Below are 22,181 nucleotides of genomic sequence, written 5' to 3'. Positions count from 1 at the left end.
CCCCCGTTCCCTCGGACCACCCGCCCGCCCACGCCTTCCGCGGGGCGGGCGAAGCCGACGGGCAGCCGCCGGAGCCGCGGCGTGCCGCGCCCGCTCCGGCGTGCCGCGCCCGCTCCGCCCGGCTGCGGCGTGCCGGGCCCGCCCGCCCGGCGACGCCGGTCGTGGCCCCCGGCGGGGCGGGCCCAGGGCGCGGAGTCCGCGCCGCCGAACCCCCGCCGGGCGGCCCGCATGCACGCCCACCCAGCCGACGAGACGAACCGTCTTGCGCAACGCCCGGACGTGGGTTAGGTTTCTACCTATGACAAGACGGACCGTCTCGTCTCCCTGATCCTCTTCGGAAGGAACCGCCCTTGCGCGCTCCACTCGCCTCCACCCAGATCGTCCTGTCCGAGGTCACCAAGAGCTACGACACCCGCGTCGTCCTGGACCGCGTCAGCTGCACGGTCCGGCCCGGCGAGCGGGTCGGTGTCGTCGGTGACAACGGCTCCGGCAAGTCCACCCTGCTCCGGCTCCTCGCCGGACGGGAGCACCCCGACCACGGCGAGGTCACCGTCACCGCCCCCGGCGGCACGGGGCACCTCGCGCAGACCCTCGACCTCCCCCCGGACGCCCGCGTCGGCGAGGCCGTCGACCTCGCCCTCGCCGACCTGTGCGCCCTCGAACACCGGATCCGCGCCGCCGAAGCCCTCCTGCACCGGGCCGGGCCCGAGGAACTCGCCGCCTACGGGGACCTCCTCGCCGCCTACGAGGCGCGCGGCGGCCGCGACGCCCGCCGACGGGTCGCCACCACCCTGCGCCGTCTCGGCGAACGCACCGACATCGACCCCGACCGCCGGCTCGGCACGCTGTCCGGCGGCCAGCGCTCCCGGCTCGCCCTCGCCGCCGCCCTCGCGGCCGAGCCGGAACTGCTCCTGCTCGACGAGCCGACCAACGACCTCGACGACGAGGCCGTCGCCTGGCTGGAGGAGCACCTGCGGGCCCGCCGCGGAACCCTCGTGGCCGTCACCCACGACCGGCTCTTCCTCGACCGGGTCACGACCGCCGTCCTGGAGGTCGACGCGGACCGCCGCACGGTACGCCGCTTCGGCAACGGCTACGGCGGTTTCCTGGCCGGCCGCGCCGCCGAACGGGCCCGCCGGGAAAGGGATTACGAGGAGTGGCGCGAGGAGGTGCGCAGCGCCGAGCGGCTCGCGGACACCAACATCGGGCGGTTCGCGGCGATCCCGCGCAAGCTGCCGCGCGGCTTCAGCGGAGCCGGCGCCTTCCGCGCCCGGTCGCGCACCCACGGCGCCGCGAGCCGCATCCGCACCGCCCGCGAACGCCTGCACCGGCTGACCGAGAACCCGGTCCCGCCGCCCCCGCGGCCGCTCACCTTCACCGGGCGGTTCACCGAAGGCGCCGCCGGGGCCGTGGAACTGGCCGGCGCGGCGGTGCCGGGCCGGCTCGAACCGGTCACACTGGAACTCGCGCCGGGGGAAAGGCTGCTGGTCACCGGACCCAACGGCGCAGGAAAATCCACCCTGTTGCATCTGCTCGCCGGCGAACTGCCGCCCGTGCAGGGCGTCGTACGGACCCCGGCACGCGTAGGGCTGCTGCGGCAGGACGACCCCTGGGCGGCCGAACGGCGCTCCGCCGTAGAGCTGTTCGGGCCGGAGCACGCCGACCGGTTCGTCGCCGGGCTCGGCCTGCTGAACCCGGCCGACCTCGCCCGGCCGGTACGCACCCTCTCGGCCGGGCAGCGCCGGAAGCTCGAGCTGGCCCGGCTGGTGGCGCGGCCCCTGGACCTGCTCCTGCTGGACGAACCGACGAACCACCTCGCCCCGGCCGTGGTGGAGGAACTGGAGGCGGCCCTGGCCCACTTCGGCGGCACCCTGGTGGTGGTCACGCACGACCGGCGGCTGCGCGCGGGCTTCCGCGGCCGCCGCCTGGAACTTCAGCGGGAGCCGGCCGCCGCGAGACGCTGAGCCAGGGCGCGCAGGTCGTCCGCGTCCAGGACCCGCTCGCCGAAGCCGGGCAGCGGCACGTGGAGCGCGGCCGACCAGTGCGCGGGCACCGCGCCCTGCCCGTACCGCGCGCCGGCCAGGGCGCCCGTCACCGCGGCCACCGTGTCCGTGTCCCCGCCGAGGTCCACGGCGGCCCGAACGGCCTCCGCGAACCCGGTCGTGGTCCGCAGCGCCCACACCGCCGAGCCGAGGCAGGGCCACACCGCCCCGTTGAACTCGGTGGCCAGGCCCGGGTGCCAGTCGGGGGCGAGCACCCGGCCGTACCGCTCGCGGTGGTCCGGGTGCACCGCGTCGAGCACGGACGGGACCGCCGCGAGCGGATCGGCGCCGTCCAGGGCGACGCGGACGAGCTCGTGCAGGATCGCGGTCCCCTCCCACGCTGCCCGGTCGCCGTGGGTCAGCGCCGCGATCCGCCGCGCGGCGTCCATGGTCGCCTCCCGCCCGGCGGCCGAGAAGTACACGGCCGAGCCGGCCGCCCGCATCAGGGAGCCGTTGCCGGCCGCCCGGGCGTTGACCTGGAAGTGCAGGGCCGCAGCGAGGTCCCAGGGCTCGCCGTTGGTGAGCACGTCCTGCGTCTGCAGGCCGATGTCCTTCGGGTCCCCGGCCGCCCACCGCTGGAACCGGGCGAAGACGTCGGGGAGTTCGAGGCCGCCGTGCTCCAGCAGCGACTCGGCGACCAGGACGGCCATCTGCGTGTCGTCCGTCGCCTCGCCCGGATCCCAGCCGCCGCCCCCGCGCATCTCCCGGCCCTGCGCGCTCAACTGCCCTGCCGGCCCGAACTCGTACGGCGCGCCCAGCGCGTCCCCCGCAGCCGACCCGAGCACGGCTCCCACGGCCCGGTCGAGCCGGGTGGGCGCGGTCACCGTGCCTCCTGCGCGCACACGGAGGCCAGCAGGCCGCGGGTGAACCGGTCCAGGTCGTCCAGGCCGGCGGCGGCCAGGGTGGCCGGGGTGCCGGTGAGCAGGTGGGGGACGGCGCCGTGCAGGGCGAGGGTCAGGGCCCGGGCCCGCTCCGGTCCGCCCAGCAGCCCGGCCGTGCGCAGCAGGTGCCCGTGCGCGGCGAAGTCCCCCGCCGCGATCGGGTCCAGCAGTGCGGCCAGCCACGGCCGGCGCGCCCCCTCGGTCTGGAGCTCCAGGTAGGCCAGGACGCGGGTGCGCCCGGGCCCCGCCACGTCCCGCAGCAGCCCGGCGAGCAGCGCGGCGAGCTGCTCGGCGTCGGCGGGCCCCGGTCCGGCCCCCGCCAGGGACGCGGCGAGCGCCCGGTACTGCTCCACGCAGCGCCCGGCCACCGCTCGCAGCAGTGCGTCCCGCGTGGGGAAGTAGTTCTTGGCCGTGCCCGTCGGCACGGCGGCGGCCGCGTCGACGGCCCGGTGGGTCAGCCCCCGCCCGCCCGACTCCGCCAGCACGGTGATGGCCGCGTCCCGCAGCCGGTCCCTCCGGTCCTGATTCACGTTGCCAGCATAACCACAATCGTGGTACCACGGATGTAGTACCACGCTTGTAGTGGTCGGTGTGGGCGGAGGGGTGAGTCATGAGCGGCGGGACCACGTACGGGAAGACGGGTGCTCCGAGCGGGCGCCGGAGGGGCACGGCCGTCGTGGCCGGTGCCGGGATCGGCGGGCTCGCCACCGCCGTCGGCCTGCGCCGGGCGGGCTGGACGGTGACCGTTTTGGAGCGCCGGGCCGCCCTCGAACGCTACGGAACGGCCTTCGGCATCCACCCGACCGCGCAGACCGCGCTCGACCGCCTCGGCCTCGGCGACGCGCTGCGGGCGCGCGCCGTCCCGTACCGGGACGCCCGCATCCGGCGCCCCGACGGCACGGTCCTGGCGGCCCTCCCGCTCGAGCGGATCGAGCGCAGGGCGGGCCGACCGGAACTGCTCATATCCCGGCCGTACCTGATCGAGGCACTGCTGGCCGAGCTCGACCGGCTCGGCGGTACGCAGATCGTGTACGGGAGTCCCCTGACGGACCCCGGCGCACTCGACGCCGACCTGCTCGTCGGCGCGGACGGCATCAACAGCGCGGTGCGCACGGCTTACTTCGGCAGCCGCAGCGGCCCCCGCCCGATCGGCACCGCCGCCTGGATCGGCATCGCCGGATTCGAGACCGGGCTGTACGGCGAGACCTGGGGCGCGGGCAGCTTCTTCGGCATGACCCCCGTGGAGCCCGGCCGCACCAACTGGTACGCCACCGTGCCCGCCGCCACCACCGCACGCGAGGTACGGGAAGCCTTCGCCGACTGGCACGACCCCGTCCCGCGCGTCCTGGCCGCGACCGACCCGGCGACGTGGATCCGGTACGAGATGCGCCACCTCCACCCCACGCTGCCCCGCTTCGTCGCAGGCGGCCGGGTCGCCCTCGTCGGCGACGCCGCCCACGCCATGACACCCAACCTCGGACAGGGCGCCTGCACCGCCCTGCTCGACGCCGAGGCCCTCACCCGTGCCGTCGCCGCCGCCCGGCCCGAAGGGCTGCCCGCAGCCCTTCGCGCGTACGACGCCGAGCGCCGCCGCCGCGCCCAGCGCGTCGCCTTCGCCTCCCGGAACCTGCACCGGTTCATGACCGCCCGCCGCCCCGCGATGCGGGACGCGCTCCTGCGCGTGCTCCCCGGCTGAGGCCCCCGGCTGAGGCCCCGGGCGCGGCCCCCGGCCGCGGCTCGCGCGCGTCGCGGCGATCTCCGCGGCGACCGGCGGCCGTAGTGTCGGATCCTCACCGAGGGAGGACTCCTGATGCGACGCGTGACCTACGCCATGGGTGTATCGCTCGACGGCTTCATCGTCGGACCGGACGGCGGCTTCGACTGGACGGAGCCCCTCGACGAGGTCTTCCGCTTCTGGATCGACGAGACCCGCGAGCTCGGCGTCCACCTGTTGGGGCGGCGGCTGTACGAGACGATGCTGTACTGGGAGACCGCCGAACAGGACCCCTCGCTCGACGCCGCGTCACTCGAATGGATCTCGGTCTGGAATCCGCTCCCGAAGGTGGTGTTCTCCACGACCCTGGCGGCGGTGCAGGGCAACGCCCGGCTGGCCTCCGGCAGCCTGGCCGAGGAGATCGAGCGGTGGCGGGCCGAGCCGGGGGACGGCGACATCGCGATCGGCGGCGCGACGCTCGCCGCCGAGGCCGCCGCACTGGACCTGATCGACGAGTACCGGGTCGTGGTCCACCCGGTCCTGGTCGGCGGGGGCATCCCCTTCTTCCCCCACCACGGCCGCCGGGTGGACCTCGAACTCGTCGAGACCCGCACCTTCGCCTCGAAGGTCGTCCACCTCCGCTACCGCGTGGCGCGCCGGCCAGGTGTATCGCCCCTGTGAGGTCGGAGCCTGTGAGGTCGGAGCCTGTGAGGCCGGAGCCTGTGAGGTCGGAGGCGCCCGGCCGGGCGTTCGGGCGTTCGGGCGGGCGGCGCTGGTGTCCTTGCGGAACGTGGGTACGCTGCTGGGTATGACGGGTCACCCCCCTGGTCCGCTCTGGACGGGCCGGGCCACCAACCCCTTCCAGTGGCTGCTCGCGGCGGCCGGTGCGGCCTGCGTGGCGCTCGGCATCGAGCTGGCCGTCGACAACGCGTGGACCTCCGGCTTCGTCCCGCTCCTCATGGCGGTGACCGGCTGCCTCGCCGCCGGGCTGCTCATGGTCTACGGCACGGTCGCCTTCGTGCACGTCGCCGTCACCGTCGACGCCCAGGCCCTGGTGGTGCGCTGCGGCCACATCGGGCTCCCGCGCCGCAGGATCGAGCTCGCGGACGTGGCCGCGGCCGAGTTCCTGCCCCGAATCACCCCGCAGAACTGGGGCGGCTGGGGCTGCCGCTGGCGCCCCGAGAAGGGCACAGCGGTGATCGTCCGGGGCGGCGAGGGCATCGAGCTGAGGCTGGTCGACGGCCAGCTCTTCACGGTGACCGTCGACGACGCCGAGAACGCCGTCCGCGTCATCCGCGCCCACCTGCACACCCACGCCGGATGAGACCGCCGGCGAACCGAGGCGCTTACCGGATCCGACGGCACGGGGACGTACACTCCGCCAGATGAGCAGCAGTGTGACGCGCGAGGCCGCCTCGAACGAGCCCTCGCGGCCCGCCGACGGACCGGCCGAGCCCAGGACGCCCTCCGCGACGCCCCCCGTCGGCCCCGCCGCGACGGCCGCGCCGCGACGCAGCGGCGCCCGCCTGGTCCGCTGCGGGCTCGCCGCGCTGTCCGGCGTGCTGCTCTACCTCAGCTTCCCGCCCCGCCCCCTGTGGTGGCTGGCCCCGCTCGCCCTCGCCCTGCTCGCCGGCTGCCTCCACGGCCGCCGTCCGCGCGCGGGCTTCGGGCTCGGCACCCTCGCAGGCCTCGGCTACCTGCTGCCGCTCCTGGTGTGGACCGGTGAGGAGGTCGGCCCCGTGCCCTGGCTGGCCCTGGCCTCCCTCGAAGCCCTCTTCATCGGCCTGACCGGCCTCGGCATCGCCCTCGTCAGCCGGCTCCCGGCCTGGCCGCTGTTCGCCGCCGCCGTCTGGGTCGCGGGAGAGGCACTGCGCGCCCGGGCGCCGTTCGGCGGGTTCCCCTGGGGCAAGCTCGCCTTCGGACAGGCCGACGGCGTCTTCACCCCGCTCGCCGCCCTCGGCGGCACACCCCTGCTCTCCTTCGGCGTCGCCCTCTGCGGATTCGGCCTCTACGAAGCCCTGCGCGTCGCCCGCCGCCACCCCGGCCGCACCACCGCCGCGCTGACCGCGCTCACCGTCGCCGCCCCCGTCGCCACCGCCCTCGCCGCCCGCCCCCTGGTCTCCGACGCGGCCGAGGACGGCACCGTCGTGGCCGCCGTCATCCAGGGCAACGTGCCCCGCCTCGGCCTCGACTTCAACTCCCAGCGCCGCGCCGTCCTCGACAACCACGCCAAGCGCACCATCCAGCTCGCCGAGGACGTCAAAGCCGGCCGGGTCCCCGCGCCCGACTTCGTCGTCTGGCCCGAGAACTCCTCCGACCTCGACCCGTACGCCGAACCCGACGCCCACGCCGTCATCGACAAGGCCGTCAAGGCCATCGGCGTGCCCGTGGCCATCGGCGCGGTCGTCGCCCCCGAGACGGGCCCGCTGCGCAACACGATGATCCTCTGGGACCCCGTCGCGGGCCCCACCGCGACCTACGACAAGCGCAAGATCCAGCCCTTCGGCGAGCGCATCCCGATGCGCTCCTTCGTCCGGCTCTTCAGCTCCGACGTGGACCGGGTGCGCCGCGACTTCGGCCCCGGCAAGGACCCCGGCGTCTTCGACATGGCCGGCAGCGGCGTCGGCATGGTCACCTGCTTCGAGGCCGCCTTCGACGACGCCGTCCGCTCCACCGTCCAGGACGGCGCCCAGGTGATCGCCGTACCGAGCAACAACGCCACCTTCGGCCGCACACAGATGACCTACCAGCAGCTCGCCATGGACCGGGTCCGCGCCGTCGAGCACAGCCGCACCGTCCTCGTCCCCGTCACCAGCGGGGTCAGCGCCGTCATCCGACCCGACGGCCGGATCGTCTCGGAGACGAAGATGTTCACCGCGGACGCGCTCGTCGCCGAGATCCCGCTGCGCTCGAGCCGCACCCCCGCCACCGTGCTCGGGCCGCTCCCCGAGTACGTCCTGGTGCTGCTCGCCGCGGGCGGGCTCGGCGTACTCGCCGCCCGCCGCATCCGCGCCCGCCGCGCCGCCTGAGACGGACCGGCCCACCGCCTCGTAGGGTCGGGGGATGACCACACCTGATTTCATCCGGCGCATCCGTGAGTCCGCCGGCCACCAGCTGCTCCTCCTGCCCGGGGTCACGGCCATCGTCGTCGACGACCTGGGCAGGGTCCTGCTCGGCCGGCGCTCCGACACCGGGCGCTGGTCCGTGGTCGGCGGCATCGCCGAGCCGGGTGAGCAGCCCGCCGAGACCGCCGTGCGCGAGGTGTACGAGGAGACGGCCGTACGCTGCGTGCCCGAGCGTGTGGTCCTCGTCCAGATGCTCGAACCCATCACCTACCCCAACGGCGATGTCTGCCAGTTCCAGGACATCACCTTCCGCTGCCGCGCCACCGGCGGCGAGGCGCGGGCCAACGACCACGAGTCCCTCGAGGTGGCCTGGTTCGGTGTGGACGCGCTGCCTCCGCTGGAGCCCTTCGCCCTGGACCGGATCCACCGGGCCCTGCGCGACGAAGCCACCTGGTTCGAGGTCCCCGCCGAGACCGCCGACCAGGCCGCCCTGCGATGAGCACGACCGCCGCCCCGGACGGACCCCCGGCGGGCGGCCTGTATGGTTCCGCTGACCCGACGGAGTTCATCGGGCCGTCACGTATGCGGGGAGCGATCGAGGGATGAGCCCGGGAGGAACGGCAGGGATACCGAGGGCGGGCGGGCGCGCGAGCGCCGCGGCACCGCCCGCCGGAGCACCGGGCCCGCGCCTCGCGGCCCTCGACGCCGTCCGGGTCCTCGCCGCGCTCTCCGTGCTCTTCTACCACTACGCGGCCCTGGACAGCGCCTGGGGGAAGCCAGCCGAGGACGTCTTCCCGGCCGCTCACGCACTGGCGGTCTACGGCTGGCTCGGCGTCGAGATCTTCTTCCTGGTCAGCGGCTTCGTGATCTGCATGAGCGCCTGGGGCCGCACCGTGGGCGACTTCGCGGTCTCCCGGGTCTCCCGGCTCTTCCCCGCCTACTGGGCGGCCGTGGCCTTCACCTCACTCGTGCTGTTCACGTGGCCCGAGGTGCGCAGGGTCGAGTCGTTCAGCGACGTCGTGGTGAACCTCTCGATGCTCCAGGGCGGGATCGGCGTCCCCCACCTGGACGACGCGTACTGGACGCTGTTCGTCGAGCTCAAGTTCTACGTGCTGTTCGCCGCCGTCGTCATGAGCGGCGTGACCTACCGCAACTGCGTGCTCTTCTGCGGTGTCTGGACCCTGGCCGGCGTCGTGGCCCCGAGCGCCGACAACGGCCTGCTGTCCTTCTTCGCGGTGCCGTCCGCGTCCCCCTACTTCATCGCCGGCATCGCCTTCCACCTGATGCGCCGCTTCCGGCCGAACGCCGTCCTGTGGGCGGTGGTCGGCGTGCAGTTCCTCCTGGCGCAGCACCACGTGCACGCCCGCATGATCTCCAGCCTCGGCCGCAAGGCCACCGAGCAGACGCCCGCCTGGCCGGCCCACGCCGTCATCGTGCTCGGATTCGCCGTCATGGCGGCCGTCGCCCTCGGCGCCCTCGACCGCGTCCGGTGGCCCTGGCTCCGGCACGCCGGAGCCCTCACCTACCCGCTCTACCTGATCCACATGATGGCCGGGCTGACCCTCATCCACCACTTCCGCCGCGACATCGCGCCCGTGCCGCTGGTGATCGGCGTGACCGCCCTCATGGTGGTCCTCGCCTGGCTGGTCCACCGGCTCGTCGAACGCCCGCTGGGCCGACTGCTGTGTGACGGCCTGCGGCGCGGGGTGCAGGACATTCGCTGCGGGACCCCGCGCCGGGCCCCGCTGGGCCGGATCCCCGCCCAGCCCTCCGCCCGGGAGGCGGAACGCGTCCCGGCCGGCCGCTCCTGAAAGCACGGCAGGCACGGCAGCAACGGCAGGCACGGCAGCAACGGCAGCAACGGCAGGTACGGCAGCACGGCGGGTACGGCCGGCACGCAGGTCCGGTCGAAACCTGCCTCAGCCGTCGACCGCGGCCCGCCGGTACAGCTCCACCGCCCGGTCGCCCATCACCGCGCTGTAGGAGATCTCCGGCACGGTCCCCCCGCCCTCGTGGCCGCCGAGCACGCCGGCCAGGGCGCCGTCCACCAGCCAGGGGCTGCCGCTGGTGCCGCCGCTGAGGTCGGGGCAGCCGATCCGGCGCTGGGTCGGCGAGAGCAGGCCGGTGCTGTTGGCGCAGCGCAGCGGGGCCTCCAGCGTCCGCGGATAGCCGATGACCGTCACCCTGGCCCCGGCGGGCTGCTCGGCCGCGACCGGGAAGCCGCCCACGAGGTCCTCGACGCGGCCGGTCCGCCCGCCGTCCACCGGGGCCACCGTCGCGAAGGCGATGTCGGCGTCCGGGTCCTGCCCCTCGGTCCACTCCGGGGCCACGTACACGCCGGTCAGCCGCCACAGCCCGTACGGAGCCCTCCCGTCCCGGTATCCCGGCGCGAAGACGGTCGTGTCCGGGCTCTCCAGGCAGTGCGCGGCGGTCGCGATCACGTCGCGGTCGTCGCTGCGCACCACGGCCGCGGTGCAGAAGTGCCCGCCGTCCAGCCCCTGCGCGAACAGCGCGCCGACCCGGTCGGCGGCGGCGCCGGGCGGGGCCCACGCGGTGACCCCCAGCGGCGGTCCGGCCACGGTGTCGGGTGCGTCCACGCCGAGCAGCGCGGCCGTCGCGGTCAGCGCGAGGAGGATCCGTGATGCCCGCCGCGCACGGGAGCGCCGGGCCGTTCGGGGGAGCACGTCGTGGATCATGCCTGCCACCCTGCCCGCCGAACCTATGACCGGAGGGCGGAGTTCCGTATGAATCCGCTGTGAATCCCGTGAACCCGGTGTGAAACCCCGGCCATGCCCGGACGAGACCGTCCCGAACGGCACAGTGCCGGACGACACGCCCGGGCGGCGCGAGGCCGCAGGGGGTCACCCCCGGCGCTCGTACACCGTCACCCGGCGCCCCCGCACCTGCCGGTCCTCCACCACCGTGAACCGCTCCCGCAGCACCTCCGCCTTCGCCTTGTCCCGCTCCGCGGAAGGAGCCTTCGCGACCTTCGCCGAGTCCGTCACCAGCAGCACCCGCCGCTGCTCCAGCAGCGCCTCCCGGATACGGGCCGGCTGCGCCTCCTCGCCCTTGAGGGTCGCCGAGGCCACCGGGCTCTCGGCCAGCGCCAGGTCCGTCAGGCCCGTGAAGGCGCCGGGGGAGACCAGCGCCGTGTCCCGCCGCGCGGCCGGCACGAACAGCACCGCGTCCCCGTCCCGCTTGAGCCGGGCCACCTCGCCGGCCACCGCCAGCACGTCGTCGACCCGGCTGGCCGGGGCCCGCCTGCCCAGCTCCACCGGCAGCAGGGCCAGCACCGAGACACCGACCGCCCCCGGCACCAGCAGGGCCGACGCCTTCGGGAACCGGGGTGCGCAGGCCCGTACGGCAGCCCCCAGGGCCGCGCCGATCAGCAGCGCCAGACCCACCATGGCGAACAGCACGTACCGGTCCAGGAACAGCGGCTGGACCAGCGACAGGGCGATCAGCCCGAGCTGGGGCACCGCCAGCAGCGGCAGCCCCACCGCCGCCGCCGAGACCCGGGACCGGTCCGGCCGGTCCGCCCACGCCCCCAGCGCGCCGATCGCCAGCAGGATCCCCGGGCCGATCAGCATGTGCCAGGTCAACGGCGGTATCCAGGACACCTGGTCGGACTGGCCCCGGCTGAACAGGATCAGCGGCAGCGCCCCCGCCACCGCCCCGGATCCGTACGCCGCCCAGCGCAGCCACACCCCGCGCCCCGCCCGCACCCACCACAGGGTCGCCGCGTGCGCGGGCAAGGCCAGCAGCGAGAGCCAGTTCAGGAGCGCGCACACCAGCACGACCGCCCCGTACGCCGTCCAGCGCGGCCACGTCCGCCGCCCGGACCGGTCCTGGAGGAGCGACACCAGCAGCAGGGCCGACAGCCCGGCCCCGGCCGCGACCAGCGCGTAGGGCCTGCCCTCCTGGAGGTAGAACTGCACGGCCGGCAGCAGGCCGAGCGCCAGGGCGCCCCCGAGGCCCGCCCAGAAGCCCGCCACACGCCGCCCGATCAGGGCCACGCACACCGCGGCGCACGCGACCGCCAGCACGGAGGGCATCCGCAGGGTCGTCGTACTCGTCCCGAACACCTCGAAGAGGCCGTGCATCAGCAGGTAGTAGAGCCCGTGGACGGCGTCGACGTTCCCGAGCATCCGCCAGATCTCGCCCGCCGGCCGCCCGGCCACCTGCCAGGTCGCCGCCTCGTCGCGCCACACGCTGTCCTGCCGCGAGAGCCCCCACAGGCCGAGCGCCAGGGTCCACAGGAACGGCACGAGACAGAGGAGGGGCCCGCGTCGGGCCGCGGGTATGTGGCAACGCATGAAGGTGCTGGGTTCCTCGGTCTGGCGTTCGGGCGGAAACCACAGTCTATGGACGCCACGGAGGGTTTCCCGACCGCCTGTTGTGCACCGCGGAGCGAGATCGCCGGGCCCACCCGCCCCTAGCCTCGCCGCAAGGAGTACGAACGAGGGGCGGTACCCGGTGAACTGGCTCATCCACGACTACCGCGAGAGCGATCTCGCAGCGGTGGTCCACCTGATCGACACCACGGCCGAACTCGGCCAGGAGTCCGTCTTCTCGCTCGCCGAGTGCATCAGTGCACTGACCGGCCGGCAGCCCTGCGTCGTCGCCGTCCACCAGGGCGTCCCGATCGGCGCGGCCCTCGCCTGCGTCACCGGGGAACGCGCCTGGGTCATGCGCATCGCGATCGCCGCCGGCTGGCGCGGCCGGGGCCTGGCCAGCGCCCTCCTCGTCGAGCTGGAACGACGGCTCATCGCCGCCCGTGTCGGCCGCATCGCCTACGTCCTGCCCGAGGAGGACCTGCTCGGCGAGGGCCTCCTCAACGCCGGCTACACCCGGCAGCCCGCCGTCGCCTACTTCGAGAAGACCGAGCCGCTCCACGGACCGGCCGCCGGCCTCCTCGACGACCTCGGCGGCCGCTTCCTGCCGAACGGCCTGTGGTCGAAGGTCGCCGGCATGGAGAAGGAGAAGGACCTCATCGAGCGGCGTGTGGTGCTGCCGCTCGCCGAGCCCGAGCGGGCCGCCGCGCACGGAGTGCGACCGCCGCGCGCCATCACCCTCTTCGGCCCGCCCGGCACCGGGAAGACCACCTTCGCCCGGGCCATCGCCTCCCGGCTCGGCTGGCCCTTCGTGGAACTGCTGCCCTCGCGCCTCGCCGACGAGGGCAACCTGGCCGCGGCGCTGCGCGACGCCTTCGCCCGGATCGCGGAACTGGAGCGCGTCCTCGTCTTCATCGACGAGGTGGAGGAGATCGCCCCGGTGCGCACCGAGCCCGCCCAGCCCGGCGGCATCCACGGCGTCACGAACGAGCTGCTGAAGCTGATACCCGGCTTCCGGGAGGGCGACGAGAGGCTACTCGTCTGCGCCACCAACTCCATCCGCTCCCTCGACCCGGCCTTCCTGCGGCCCGGCCGCTTCGACTACCTCATCCCGATCGGCACCCCCGACGCCGGGGCCCGCGCCGCGATCTGGGCCCGCTACACGGCGGGCCGCGCCGATGTCGACGTGAGCGCCCTGGTCGCGGCGACCGAGCTGTTCACCCCGGCCGACATCGAGCACGCGGCGCGGATCGCGGCACAGGTGTCCTTCGAACGGGACCTGGAGGCGGTGGGCGCACGCGGCGCGGCGGCCGCGCAGCTCGGCGCGACCACGCAGGACTACCTGGAGGCCGTCCACCAGTGCCGGCCGACGGTGACCCCGGCGATGACGGGCGAGTTCGAGGCGGACATCACCGCGCACGCGCGCTTTTGAACTCCGTCCCCCGGTTGCGGCGGGGGACGGGACCAACGCCGGTGCCCGGCCCCCCGCCAGGGGCCGGGCGGGCGGGTCGGCAACGGCCGGGTCGGCAACGGCCGGGTCGGCTTCAGAGCGTCCTGCCCATGCGCGACGACGAGGATGGCGGCGCCCCGGCCCGCCCCCGGGTGGACCTTGACGGCGGACGGGCCGTCATCCGGCTCCCCGCTGGCGGGAGCAGCGGTAGGTGAAGTTCACGGACGCCGTGCGCTGCGCCGGCGACAGCAGCTGGAGCTCGGCCTTCGCCTGGTAGTTGCCCGTGCCCTGGAACGTCCACAGCAGGTGCAGTCGGGCTTCGCGCTGCCCGCGCGGGACCCGCTCGGTCAGCTCCTCGGACTTGGTGCCGTCACTGCGGACCCAGCGGTAGGTGAGCGTCCCCGGCCGGCCGTCGGTGCCCACGACGGCCACCACGTCGGCGGTCGCGTCGCACCCCGGGCCGGCCGGGTCGGTGCTCACGGCCACGTCGCGGACCTCGATCCCCGGACCGAACCGCTGCCATCCGAGGTAGGCGAGGACCGCGGCCAGCACGACCGCGGCGAGCGCGTACCGGCGCAGTCCGGCACCCCGCCGCCGACGGGGCGCGGCGGCCACCGCAACGGCCGCGTCCAGCGGGAACGGCGCGGGCATGGCGGCGGTGACCCCTGGCCCGAAGCGGAGCACGGACCCTTCGACGCGGTCGGGTTCCACCGGACCGGCCGGCGCGGGCGGGCCGCTGAACCAGTGGCTCCCGAGGACGGTCGCGCTGTAGTCGTCGCCCTCGGGGGCGCGGGAATCGCTCATCGTGGTACCTCCACGCAGCGCGGCAGGTACTGCGAGGCAGAAGCGGACTTGTTGCCGGCGGCCGGGTTGGTCGTCACCCGGACCCCGCCGTAGCAGCCGCGGTCGCGGCTGAAGGTGTGCTGCCTGGTCGCGGTGACGGTCGAGCCGGCCTGGACCGTGAACGACTCGGTGCCGTCGGGCACCGAGAAGGATCCCTGAGAGCCGCCCAGGAACCACTCCACCACCACGGTCACCGGCCCGGTGCCCTGGGAGGAGACCGTGATGGCCGCGTCCCCCCGGTACACGCTCGTCTTGAGGGACACGGCGACGTTCGTGACCCGCAGGGGCAGCGTCGGCGTGGGGCTCGGCGTCGGAGACCGGCTCACCGTCGGCGTCGGCGTCGGGGTGGTGGGGCTCGGCGACGGTGACGGCCAGACCGACTCCGACGGGGAGGCGGACGCGGACGGCGAAGGACTCGGCGAGGCCGAGGCGCTCGGACTCGGCGACGGCGAAGCGGAAGCCGAAGCGGAAGCATCGGGCGTGGGGGAGGCCGACCCGGCAGGGGTCGCACTCGTCGTGGCGAAGGCACTCAGCGCCGACGCCCCGCCCGGAGCCGCGCCGATCGCGTCCGTCGTGAACACCAGGACCGCCCCCAGGATCAGGGACGCCCCCGCCGCGATCCAGCCGCGCCGGCCCGGAGCCCAGCCCGATCCGCCGTCCAGCTTCGTCGTGGCCACCGCGGTGGTGCCCGCCGCAGGCGCGCCCGCCGACGGGAACAGCAGCGGCAGCAGCGCGGCCAGCGCCGCCAGCTTGCGCTGCCCGCGCTCCTCCCATTCGGGCCCGTACGCGGCCAGCGCCACGTCCTCCAGCTCGGCCACGAACGCCTCGGCGTTCTCCGGCCGCTGCTCGGGCGCCTTGGCGAGGCCGCGCCTGATCAGCGGACGTACGGGCTCCGGGGCCTCGGTCTCCGGCACCGGGGCCTCGATGTGCTGGACCGCGAGCTCCGCGAAGTTCTCCCCGTCATACGGCTTGCGCCCGGTGAGGCACTCGAAGAAGGTCGCCGTCGCCGCGTACACGTCGGCGGCGGGCGACGCCGGCCGGCCCTGCCACTGCTCGGGCGCCATGTAGGCGGGGGTGCCGGCGACACCGGGCGTACTGCCGCGGTTCGCCGCGATCCCGAAGTCCACCAGTTTCGACGAGCCGTCGGCCGCGACCAGCACGTTCTCCGGCTTGTAGTCGCGGTGGACCACACCCGCCCGGTGCGCCGACGCCAGGCCGAGCAGGGACCCCTTCAGGACCACCAGCGCCGCCTCGGCGTCGGCGCGTCCGGACTGCTTCAGCAGCGCGCGCAGGGAGATGCCGTCGACCAGCTCCATCACGATGGCCGCGCCGCCGGGCGCCTCCACGTACTCGTACAGGCGCACCACGTACGGGGATTCCAGCCCGCCGAGGAGCCGGGCCTCGGCCCGGAACTCCCCCACGAAGGCGGGGTCCTCGCGCAGCCGGTCGCTGAGGTACTTGACGGCGACCGCCGTGCCCGTGGCGTCGTGGACGGCGAGCACCACCCGGCCGCTGCCGCCCGAGCCGAGCTCGCGGACCTCCGTGTAACCGGGGACCGACCATGCCGCCCGCGTGTCGTCCATCGTTCCTGCCCCCTGCCTGCTGCCTGCCGTGTGGCGCCGAATCGTCCATGTCAGCGGCCGGTCCGGGCCGGCCGCTCACCGGCCGGCCCGGACCGGACTCCCCTTGGGACGTGGTGTGCGCCACGGCTGGTTCCCGCCGCGGCCGGTGTCTCAGGCCGCGGCCGGCACCGCGGCGATCATGGCGTGCAGCCGGTCCGCGGCCGCCCGCCCGAAAGCCGGGTCGTTGATGTGCGTGTCGTAGTCGTAGAGCCGCGCGGCGCTGCCGCGCAAGCCCTCGCGCAGCGCCGAGAACAACGCCCGGTCCGCGCGGGGGTCATGGTACGGGCCGCCCGGCGCGCCGAGCGTGGACAGTCCACGGAGCGGGACGCAGACGGCCGTGGGCCCGGTCGCCGCGCGGAGTTTGGCGGCGACCCGGCGGCCGAGCTCCGCGCACTCGGCCTCGCTCGTACGGATCACCGTGATCGACGGGTTGTGCACGTGGACGCCCCGGTCCAGGACCCGCTGGGGCAGCGACTCCAGCGGGCCGAACTTCACCATGTCCAGCGCGCCCAGGCTCACCACCTGCGGCACCCCGGCCTGCCCGGCCGCGCTGAGCCGGTCGGGGCCCGCGGTCAGGATGCCCCCGCACAGGTCGTCGGCGAGCTCGCTGAGCGTCAGGTCGAGGACTCCGGCGAAGATCCCCTGGGCGGCGAGGGTCTCCAGCGTGCGGCCTCCGGTACCGCTCACGTGGAAGACGAGCACCTCGTAGCCGAGCTCGGTCAGCCGCTCGCGCGCCGCGTCCACCCCGGACGTGGTCACGCCCGCCATGCTCGCCGCGACCAGCGGACGGGGGCCCGCCCCCAGCCGCGGCGGGTGTTCCGCCGAGGCGCGGGCGAAGGATCCGGCCATCCCGGCGATGGCGGCCACGGCGTTCGCCAGGATCGGCGCGGAGACGCTGTTGATCCCCGCGATGTCCACGACGCTGTACATCATCGTGATGTCCGAGGAGCCGACGTACGGGGCGGTGTCCCCGGACGCCATGGACGAGACCATCAGTTTGGGGACGCCCAGCGGCAGGGCGCGCATCGCCCGGGTGGCGATGGAGGTGCCGCCGCTGCCGCCGATCGCGAGCACGCCGTGCAGCCGGCCCTCGGCGTGCAGGCGCAGCAGCGTCGCCTCGGCGCCCCGGGCCATCGTGGTCACGGCCGCGCCCCGGTCGGCGGCCGAGCGCAGAAGGGACAGTTCGGTTCCCGCGGCCCGGGCCACCGCGGCGCGCGACACGTCCGCGGCCACCCGGGGTTCGCCCATGATTCCTGTGTCGACCAGTACCACTTCGACGCCGGCGCGCAGCAGCCTCTCGCGCAGCCAGCCGTACTCCACACCCTTGGTGTCCAGGGTTCCCACCAGCACGACGTTCGTCATACGTGCAATGTCCAGGCAGCCGCGGACCTTGGCAAGTACGAGCTCTGGTCAAGCCTTCAGCAGCACCAACAGTCGCTCCAGGAAGGGAAGTTGCGAGGGGATCAGCATGCTTTGAGCCATCTCGGGAGTGCACCAGGCCACCCGGTCCAGCTCGGGGAACTCCTGTTCGTTCCCCGAATGCGGGGGCCACTCCAGGGTGAAGGTCCCCGGCACCATGAGCGCCGGATCGAGGTCCGCCTCCACCGCCCAGATCGTGACCAGCTTCCCGCTGGAGAGCCTTACCTCGCCCAGCGGCAGGTACTCGCCCTCCGGCGGGGGCAGGCCGATCTCCTCGGTGAACTCCCGGCGGGCCGCGTCACGCGGTGTCTCCTCCGGCCCGTACTCCCCCTTGGGGATGGCCCAGTCACCGGAGGTCCGCCCCGACCACAGCGGGCCGCCCATGTGCCCGAGCAGGACCTCGATCCCGGGCTCCGTCCGCCGGAAGAGGAGCAGTCCGGCGCTGCGCTTGTACGTCATGGGCCCATACATGCCCCGTACCGGCGCCGGTCAGTGGTCGTGCGGTCCCTCCCGGTGGACCGGTCCGTGCGCGTCCGCGCAGTGCGGGTCGAACGGGGCCTCGCCGTGCCGTCCGACCGAGAGGAGGGCGTCCTGCACGTGGTCCACCTGGAGGGTGGTGTGCGTGATCCCGTACTCCTTCTCCAGCAGCTGCTCCAGCTCCCGGCGTACGGCGTGGCAGTCGCCCGCCGGTTCCACCAGCACGTGCGCGGAGAGCGCGGCCTGCCCCGAGGTGATCGTCCAGATGTGCAGGTCGTGCACCTCGGTGACCGGCGGGTGCCCGACGAGCCGGTCGCCGACCGCGTCGGGGTCCACGTGGGCCGGCGCGGCCTCCAGGAAGATCCGCCCGGAGTCGCGGACCAGCCCGTACCCCGCCCTGACCATCAGCACCACGACCACGAGCGTGGCGATCGCGTCGGCCTGCCGGAACCCGGTCGTCATGACGATCAGACCGGCGACGGCCGTCCCTATGAAGGCGAACAGGTCGTTCAGGACGTGCTGGTAGGCGCCCTCGACCGCCAGCGAGGACCGGTTCGCCCGCGATATGCACCAGGCGGCGGCCACGTTGACGACGATGCCGGCGAGCGCCGTCACCAGGACCAGCCCGCCTTCCACCGGCGGCGGGTCCATCAGCCTGCGCACCGCCTCGTACGCCAGCCACACCGCCAGGAGGAGCAGCGTCAGGCCGTTGGCCTGGGCGGAGAGTATCTCCGCCCGCTTGAGGCCGTAGGTGAAACCGCCGCGGGCCGGGCGGGCCGCAAGCCGCATCGCGATCAGTGCCAGGACGATCGAGACGGCGTCCGTCAGCATGTGGGCCGCGTCGGAGATCAGGGCCAGCGAGTGCGCCATGACGCCGATGACCACCTCGACGGCCATGAACCCGCCGATCAGGCCGAGCGCGACGGCCAGCCAGCGGCGGTCGGCGTCGGCCGCCACACCGTGGCTGTGGCCCCCGGGCCCGTGGCCGTGGCCGTCGTGGCCGTGGCCGTGGCTGTGCCCGTGCCCGTGGTCGTCGTGCCCGTGGTCGTGCCCCGTCATGGCATCCCCCGTCTCGTCGCGGCAGCCGTGTGTTCGGTTCCCGTCGCGTGAAGTGAAGCGCACCCCGGCGAGATGGGCAAAGGCTGCAACGGGGACCGTTGTCATTCCCTATAAGAGGCCCCTGACCTGCGCTTTCAATGGACCGCTGCCGGGCCGGTGCGATCGTGGGAAAATCTGCTCATGGTCCAGCGCCCCGGTGTGCCGACCGCGCCCGAGCTCGTCCTGGAAACCGCCACGGGCTCCACACCGATGAGCCCGGGCCGGACCTACCGCGTCGGCAGGGACCCGCTCTGCGAGGTCTGCTTCGAGGACGGCCGCGTCTCCTGGCACCACGCGGTCCTGCGCCCCGACGGCGACCACTGGACGGTCGAGGACGAGGACAGCACCAACGGCACCTGGGCCGACGGCCACCGCGTCCACGAGTGGAGCGTCGGCGCCGGCAGCGAACTGCGCTTCGGCGACGCCCAGGACGGCCCCCGGGCCGTCCTCCTCGCTCCCGGCCCCGCCCCCGAGGCGGCCGGAGGACGGCCGTCCGGGGTCGCCGACCCGTCGATGACCACCACCTTCCGACAGCCCAGCGCCGTACTCCCGCTGCCCGCCCGCACCACCGTGCGCATCGGCCGCGCCACCGACAACGACCTCGTCATCGACGAGCTCGACGTGTCGCGCCGGCACGCCGAACTGCGGGCCCTCGCCGGCGGCGGCTACGAGATCGCCGACCTCGGCAGCCACAACGGCACCTACCTCAACGGCGCCCCCGTCACGGGCACGGCCCCCCTCACCGAGGGCGACATCGTCGGCATCGGCCACCTGGCCTTCTGCCTCGTCGGCGACCGGCTCCAGGAGTACGAGGACACGGGCGAGGTAACCCTCGACGTCCAAGGCCTCACCGTCGCCGTCGACCGAGGCCGCAAGACCCTCCTCGACCAGGTGTCCTTCCCCGTGGGCGCCAAATGCCTGCTCGCCGTCATCGGCCCCAGCGGAGCCGGCAAGTCCACCCTGCTCGGCGCCCTCACCGGCCTGCGACCGGCCGACCACGGGACCGTCCTCTACGACGGCCGCGACCTCTACCGCGACTACGCCGAACTGCGCAGCCGCATCGGCCTCGTGCCCCAGGACGACATCCTCCACTCCCAGCTCACCGTCCGGCGCGCCCTCCTGTACGCCGCCGAGCTGCGCTTCCCGCAGGACACCGCGAAGGCCGAACGCCGGCGGCGGGTGGACGAGGTGATCGGCGAACTCGGCCTCGAACAGCGCGCCGACCAGCCCATCCACAGCCTCTCCGGCGGTCAGCGCAAACGGGTGTCCGTCGCCCTGGAGCTCCTCACCAAACCCTCCCTGCTCTTCCTGGACGAGCCCACCTCCGGCCTCGACCCGGGCATGGACCGCTCGGTGATGCACATGCTGCGCGGCCTCGCCGACGACGGCCGCACCGTCATCGTGGTCACCCACAGCGTCCTCAGCCTCGACGTGTGCGACCGCCTGCTGGTCCTCGCCCCGGGCGGACGCATCGCCTACTACGGGCCGCCCGCCCAGACCCTCAAGTTCTTCGGCTTCTCCCAGTGGCCCGAGGCCTTCGAGGCCTTCGAGAACCAGCGCGGCCGCGACTGGGCCGCGGAGTACGCGGCCTCGGCCGCCCACCGCACGTACGTCCTCGGCGCGGCCCGCCAGCCCTGGTACGGCGAGTACCCGGCGGCCGCCGGGGCCGCCGCCGCGCCCGACTCCGTCCCCCCGCCGCCCAAGGCGCAGAGCTGGGGCTCCCAGCTGTCCACCCTCGTACGGCGCTACGCGGCGGCGCTCGCCGCGGACCGGACCTTCCTCGCCATCATGATCGCGCTGCCGTTCGTCATGGGCGCCATGGCCCGCGCCCTGGCCGGCAGCAGGCTCACCCAGGAGACCGCGATCAACGCCCTGCTCATCCTGTCCGTCGGAGGCGTCCTGACCGGCGCCGCGAACGCCGTGCGCGAACTGGTCAAGGAACGGGTCATCTACCGGAGGGAACGGGCGGTGGGGCTCTCCCGCTCCGCCTACCTCATGTCCAAGGTGGTGGTGCTGGGCGCCGTCACGGTCACCCAGGCGGTGGTGCTGACCCTGGTGGCGCTGTACGGCGTGGACCTGAACGCACCGGGCGGCCACGGCGTGCTCCTGGACCCCCTCGTGGAGATCACCATCGCGGTGGCCCTCCTGGCGTTCAGTGCCATGATGCTCGGCCTGCTGGTCTCCGCGCTGGTCCGCAAGGAGGAGGTCACCATGCCGCTGCTGGTCCTCCTCGCCATCGTGCAGGTGGTCTTCTGCGGCGCCCTGCTGGAACTGGACGGCGTGCCCGTCATCGGGCAGCTGGCCTGGCTGGTCCCCTCGCGCTGGGCCCTGGGCGCCATGGCCGGCACCATCGACCTCGGCGCGATCGTGCCCGGCGCGCTCACCGACGACCCGCTGTTCGCCCACCGTCCCGCGGTGTGGCTGCTGAACCTGGGCATGCTGGTGGTCCTGTCCGTCCTGTTCGGGCTGCTGGTCGCGAGGCTGCTGCGCCGGCACGAGCCCGTGATCATGCGGAAGTAGGCCTCATGAGCTCGATGGATCCCGGGATCGCCGTGGCGGACTTCCGGCCCACCCACGTGGTGCCGCCGCCGGGGCTCTCCGCCTGGGAGGCGCCCGACGTCTCCCGGCCGACCGCTTCCCTGGACGCCTTCCTGCCCGTGCAACTGCTGTCGCGGCGCGGGGAGTGGGGGGAGATCCTGTGCGCCAACGGATGGAGCGCCTGGGTCGACGGGCGGCTCCTCGTCGCGGTCCCGCAGCCGCCGCCGACCGCGGGCGAGCGGCCGTCCGTACGCGCCGAGGACCCGAGGCCGCTGCTGGAGCGCGGCGCCCACGCCCTGGAGCGCTACCGGCACGCCGTGGACGAGCTCGCCTCCGGCCGGGCCGACACCGACGCCTTCCGGCGGTCCCTGCGCGGGCTGCGGGTGGGCGTCGTCGTCGACGGCGAGTCGGTCTGGCTCTACGACGAGTCCTCCGGACGGTGGATGTACGGCGACGGGACCCGCCTCGCGACCTACGCGGTGACCGATGCCCTCGGGACCGCACCCGGGCACGGGTCCCCCCAGGCGGGCCCGGACGACGCCGGCAGGGCGGGCGCGGGGCCGGACGCGCCGCCCGCCGGCCCCGAGGCGGGCGGCGCCGACCGGGCCACCCCGACCCGCATCGTGGACACGCACGACCCCGAACTGGAGTGAACCGGCCCCCGAACCGGAGTGAGCCGGCCCGGAGTGAGCCGGCCC

General features: G+C 74.5%; 19 protein-coding genes. 10 read left to right on the top strand and 9 right to left on the bottom strand.

The genetic code is table 11. The features are described from left to right. Nucleotides 1-350 precede the first annotated feature (350 nt). A complete protein-coding gene (locus tag AVW11_RS25215) occupies nt 351-1,964 on the top strand; it encodes an ATP-binding cassette domain-containing protein (protein WP_076046086.1) in 1,614 nt (537 codons plus the stop codon). Here the strand turns inward: AVW11_RS25215 and AVW11_RS36765 are convergent. Continuing rightward, a complete protein-coding gene (locus AVW11_RS36765; protein ID WP_060180325.1) occupies nt 1,934-2,866 on the bottom strand; it encodes an ADP-ribosylglycohydrolase family protein in 933 nt (310 codons plus the stop codon). The two genes, AVW11_RS25215 and AVW11_RS36765, sit on opposite strands and share 31 nt — an antisense overlap. Further along, on the bottom strand, nt 2,863-3,453 hold the full coding sequence (locus AVW11_RS36760; RefSeq protein WP_076046084.1) for a TetR/AcrR family transcriptional regulator: 591 nt from the start codon (nt 3,451-3,453) through the stop codon (nt 2,863-2,865). The genes AVW11_RS36765 and AVW11_RS36760 overlap by 4 nt, the downstream gene beginning before the upstream one ends. A gap of 80 nt (nt 3,454-3,533) precedes the next feature. Between AVW11_RS36760 and AVW11_RS25200 the strand changes: the two genes are divergently transcribed. The 6 genes from AVW11_RS25200 (at nt 3,534) to AVW11_RS25175 (ending at nt 9,513) form a co-directional block, all read left to right on the top strand. Further along, complete coding sequence (locus AVW11_RS25200; RefSeq protein WP_079250781.1) at nt 3,534-4,619, top strand: FAD-dependent oxidoreductase; 1,086 nt, start codon at nt 3,534-3,536, stop codon at nt 4,617-4,619. A gap of 114 nt (nt 4,620-4,733) precedes the next feature. After that, on the top strand, nt 4,734-5,318 hold the full coding sequence (locus AVW11_RS25195) for a dihydrofolate reductase family protein (protein ID WP_076046082.1): 585 nt from the start codon (nt 4,734-4,736) through the stop codon (nt 5,316-5,318). Nucleotides 5,319-5,445: 127 nt separating this feature from the next. After that, nucleotides 5,446-5,961: a hypothetical protein gene (locus AVW11_RS25190; RefSeq protein ID WP_030848930.1), complete on the top strand. Its 516-nt coding sequence runs from the start codon at nt 5,446-5,448 to the stop codon at nt 5,959-5,961. Nucleotides 5,962-6,022: 61 nt separating this feature from the next. Continuing rightward, nucleotides 6,023-7,666 carry an apolipoprotein N-acyltransferase gene (gene lnt / locus AVW11_RS25185; RefSeq protein ID WP_076046080.1) on the top strand — a complete coding sequence of 548 codons (1,644 nt, stop codon included), beginning with the start codon at nt 6,023-6,025 and terminating at the stop codon, nt 7,664-7,666. Between the two features lie 34 nt (nt 7,667-7,700). Continuing rightward, on the top strand, nt 7,701-8,201 hold the full coding sequence (locus AVW11_RS25180; protein WP_060180322.1) for an NUDIX hydrolase: 501 nt from the start codon (nt 7,701-7,703) through the stop codon (nt 8,199-8,201). Nucleotides 8,202-8,304: 103 nt separating this feature from the next. After that, nucleotides 8,305-9,513: an acyltransferase family protein gene (locus AVW11_RS25175; RefSeq protein ID WP_079250780.1), complete on the top strand. Its 1,209-nt coding sequence runs from the start codon at nt 8,305-8,307 to the stop codon at nt 9,511-9,513. 108 nt (nt 9,514-9,621) lie between these two features. On the opposite strand, the gene AVW11_RS25170 is transcribed toward AVW11_RS25175, so the two are convergent. Continuing rightward, nucleotides 9,622-10,398, bottom strand: a complete 777-nt coding sequence (locus AVW11_RS25170) for a trypsin-like serine peptidase (RefSeq protein ID WP_037833514.1) — start codon at nt 10,396-10,398, stop codon at nt 9,622-9,624. 165 nt (nt 10,399-10,563) lie between these two features. Beyond that, entirely contained in the window at nt 10,564-12,018 is a 1,455-nt protein-coding gene (locus tag AVW11_RS25165) for a glycosyltransferase family 39 protein (protein WP_076046078.1), read from the bottom strand. Nucleotides 12,019-12,178: 160 nt separating this feature from the next. Here AVW11_RS25165 and AVW11_RS25160 point away from each other — a divergent pair, with 160 nt between their 5' ends. Beyond that, a complete protein-coding gene (locus tag AVW11_RS25160) occupies nt 12,179-13,468 on the top strand; it encodes an ATP-binding protein (protein ID WP_076046076.1) in 1,290 nt (429 codons plus the stop codon). Between the two features lie 195 nt (nt 13,469-13,663). Here the strand turns inward: AVW11_RS25160 and AVW11_RS25155 are convergent, their stop codons facing one another. The 5 genes from AVW11_RS25155 to AVW11_RS25135 all read right to left on the bottom strand — a co-directional run bounded on the left by AVW11_RS25155 (nt 13,664) and on the right by AVW11_RS25135 (nt 18,906). After that, entirely contained in the window at nt 13,664-14,290 is a 627-nt protein-coding gene (locus tag AVW11_RS25155) for a hypothetical protein (RefSeq protein ID WP_076046074.1), read from the bottom strand. Continuing rightward, on the bottom strand, nt 14,287-15,912 hold the full coding sequence (locus AVW11_RS25150) for a serine/threonine-protein kinase (protein ID WP_076046072.1): 1,626 nt from the start codon (nt 15,910-15,912) through the stop codon (nt 14,287-14,289). Before AVW11_RS25150 ends, AVW11_RS25155 begins: the two co-directional genes overlap by 4 nt. Nucleotides 15,913-16,062: 150 nt before the next feature. Beyond that, nucleotides 16,063-17,313 carry a Tm-1-like ATP-binding domain-containing protein gene (locus tag AVW11_RS25145; RefSeq protein ID WP_076046070.1) on the bottom strand — a complete coding sequence of 417 codons (1,251 nt, stop codon included), beginning with the start codon at nt 17,311-17,313 and terminating at the stop codon, nt 16,063-16,065. 48 nt (nt 17,314-17,361) lie between these two features. Then, nucleotides 17,362-17,829 (bottom strand): NUDIX hydrolase, encoded by a 468-nt coding sequence (locus AVW11_RS25140; protein WP_030848901.1) that lies wholly within the window; start codon nt 17,827-17,829, stop codon nt 17,362-17,364. A 30-nt stretch (nt 17,830-17,859) separates the two neighbouring features. Continuing rightward, nucleotides 17,860-18,906: a cation diffusion facilitator family transporter gene (locus tag AVW11_RS25135; protein WP_076046068.1), complete on the bottom strand. Its 1,047-nt coding sequence runs from the start codon at nt 18,904-18,906 to the stop codon at nt 17,860-17,862. Nucleotides 18,907-19,086: 180 nt separating this feature from the next. Here AVW11_RS25135 and AVW11_RS25130 point away from each other — a divergent pair, with 180 nt between their 5' ends. Both AVW11_RS25130 and AVW11_RS25125 read left to right on the top strand, forming a co-directional pair. Further along, on the top strand, nt 19,087-21,465 hold the full coding sequence (locus tag AVW11_RS25130; RefSeq protein WP_060180317.1) for an FHA domain-containing protein: 2,379 nt from the start codon (nt 19,087-19,089) through the stop codon (nt 21,463-21,465). Between the two features lie 5 nt (nt 21,466-21,470). After that, nucleotides 21,471-22,136 carry an SH3 domain-containing protein gene (locus tag AVW11_RS25125; RefSeq protein ID WP_076046066.1) on the top strand — a complete coding sequence of 222 codons (666 nt, stop codon included), beginning with the start codon at nt 21,471-21,473 and terminating at the stop codon, nt 22,134-22,136. The last annotated feature ends 45 nt before the right edge of the window (nt 22,137-22,181 follow it).

The organism is Streptomyces amritsarensis (genome assembly GCF_001953875.1).
In the GTDB taxonomy this organism is placed as follows: domain Bacteria; phylum Actinomycetota; class Actinomycetes; order Streptomycetales; family Streptomycetaceae; genus Streptomyces; species Streptomyces amritsarensis.
Note: the sequence above shows the minus strand (reverse complement) of the source record. Positions and strands in the feature narration are given on the sequence as shown.

Excerpts from the sequence above, each read along its gene's own strand:
- AVW11_RS25190 (WP_030848930.1), top strand. The coding sequence starts at position 5,446 with ATGACGGGTCACCCCCCTGGTCCGCTCTGGACGGGCCGGGCCACCAAC.
- AVW11_RS25125 (WP_076046066.1), top strand. The coding sequence starts at position 21,471 with ATGAGCTCGATGGATCCCGGGATCGCCGTGGCGGACTTCCGGCCCACC.
- AVW11_RS25145 (WP_076046070.1), bottom strand. The coding sequence starts at position 17,313 with ATGACGAACGTCGTGCTGGTGGGAACCCTGGACACCAAGGGTGTGGAG.
- AVW11_RS25175 (WP_079250780.1), top strand. The coding sequence starts at position 8,305 with ATGAGCCCGGGAGGAACGGCAGGGATACCGAGGGCGGGCGGGCGCGCG.
- AVW11_RS25140 (WP_030848901.1), bottom strand. The coding sequence starts at position 17,829 with ATGACGTACAAGCGCAGCGCCGGACTGCTCCTCTTCCGGCGGACGGAG.
- lnt (WP_076046080.1), top strand. The coding sequence starts at position 6,023 with ATGAGCAGCAGTGTGACGCGCGAGGCCGCCTCGAACGAGCCCTCGCGG.
- AVW11_RS25180 (WP_060180322.1), top strand. The coding sequence starts at position 7,701 with ATGACCACACCTGATTTCATCCGGCGCATCCGTGAGTCCGCCGGCCAC.
- AVW11_RS25170 (WP_037833514.1), bottom strand. The coding sequence starts at position 10,398 with ATGATCCACGACGTGCTCCCCCGAACGGCCCGGCGCTCCCGTGCGCGG.
- AVW11_RS25200 (WP_079250781.1), top strand. The coding sequence starts at position 3,534 with ATGAGCGGCGGGACCACGTACGGGAAGACGGGTGCTCCGAGCGGGCGC.
- AVW11_RS25130 (WP_060180317.1), top strand. The coding sequence starts at position 19,087 with ATGGTCCAGCGCCCCGGTGTGCCGACCGCGCCCGAGCTCGTCCTGGAA.
- AVW11_RS25150 (WP_076046072.1), bottom strand. The coding sequence starts at position 15,912 with ATGGACGACACGCGGGCGGCATGGTCGGTCCCCGGTTACACGGAGGTC.
- AVW11_RS25135 (WP_076046068.1), bottom strand. The coding sequence starts at position 18,906 with ATGACGGGGCACGACCACGGGCACGACGACCACGGGCACGGGCACAGC.
- AVW11_RS25195 (WP_076046082.1), top strand. The coding sequence starts at position 4,734 with ATGCGACGCGTGACCTACGCCATGGGTGTATCGCTCGACGGCTTCATC.
- AVW11_RS25165 (WP_076046078.1), bottom strand. The coding sequence starts at position 12,018 with ATGCGTTGCCACATACCCGCGGCCCGACGCGGGCCCCTCCTCTGTCTC.
- AVW11_RS25155 (WP_076046074.1), bottom strand. The coding sequence starts at position 14,290 with ATGAGCGATTCCCGCGCCCCCGAGGGCGACGACTACAGCGCGACCGTC.